1 protein-coding gene is annotated in these 925 nt (G+C 71.9%); it reads right to left on the bottom strand.

All coding sequences use genetic code 11. The features are described 5' to 3' along the window. Positions 1–149: 149 nt before the first annotated feature. On the bottom strand, positions 150–925 hold a 776-nt coding region (gene brxD / locus ACXAGC_RS20415), incomplete at its 5' end, for a BREX system ATP-binding protein BrxD (RefSeq protein WP_474846839.1).

The following is a 925-nucleotide window of genomic DNA, read 5'->3' as shown; positions in this document are numbered from 1 at the left end:
GGCCGTGGGCGCGAGCAGCAGGGCGTCGTCGCCGCGCATCAACGGTGCGACCGCCTCCGACTGCAGCGGCCGCAGCGCCGGCCAGCCCAGGCTGTTGACGATGTGGTGCTGGATCGCCGGGCTGAGCAGGTCGAATCCGCCGCCGGCCATCAGAGGTCGAGGCTGATGTCGTCGGCGGTCCGGGCGCCGGCGTTGCGCTCGACGTCCGTCATGTCGTCGCGGGACAGCGTCAGGGAGTAGTGCTTTCGAGGGTCGAAGTCCTCGAACTGGTCGACCCGGTCGAGCACGTCGCCGACGAGCTTCTTGAGGAACAGGCGCGGCGCGATGCCGACCCGCCCGCCGAGCCCGCCCGCGACGGCGGCGGCAAGATCCGCGAGGTAGGCGTCGTCGACGACCGTGTGCACACGCTCAGCAGCGGAGGAGCCTGCGGCGTAGAGGTCGCGCACCCGGCCGCCGACCTCGAGCAGCGAGTCCTGGGTGAAGCCGGGCAGACGGATCTGCACGGCCCGCGCGTTGTCGAAGCGAGCGTCGGTGGTGAAGTCCGTGGCCAGCCGCTGCGCCAGAGGGGGCAGCCGGGGCACGCCCGAAGGTCCTTCGAAGAACGCCGGTGTGCCGGTGAGGACGAGGTACAGACCGGGGAAGCGCCCGGCGTCGATCTCGTCCATCAGCTGGCGCAGCGCGTTGAGCGCCTTGTCCCGGACATCGGCGCGCATGCGTTGCAGGGTCTCCACCTCGTCGAGCACCACGAGCAGTCCTGGGTGCCCCGCGTCCCGTAGGACGAGGAGCAGCCCTTGGAGGAAGGCCATGGCGCCGAAGTGGTCGAGGTCGCCCTTGATCCCGGCGGCTCGCTTGGCCGTGGCCGCCACGTGCGGCTGTCCCCCGAGCCAGGCGGCCAGTCCGTCGGCGATGGCGGCGTCCCCGGAGG

Source organism: Alteromonas sp. AWJ4_197 (genome assembly GCF_056160285.1).
Note: the sequence above shows the minus strand (reverse complement) of the source record. Positions and strands in the feature narration are given on the sequence as shown.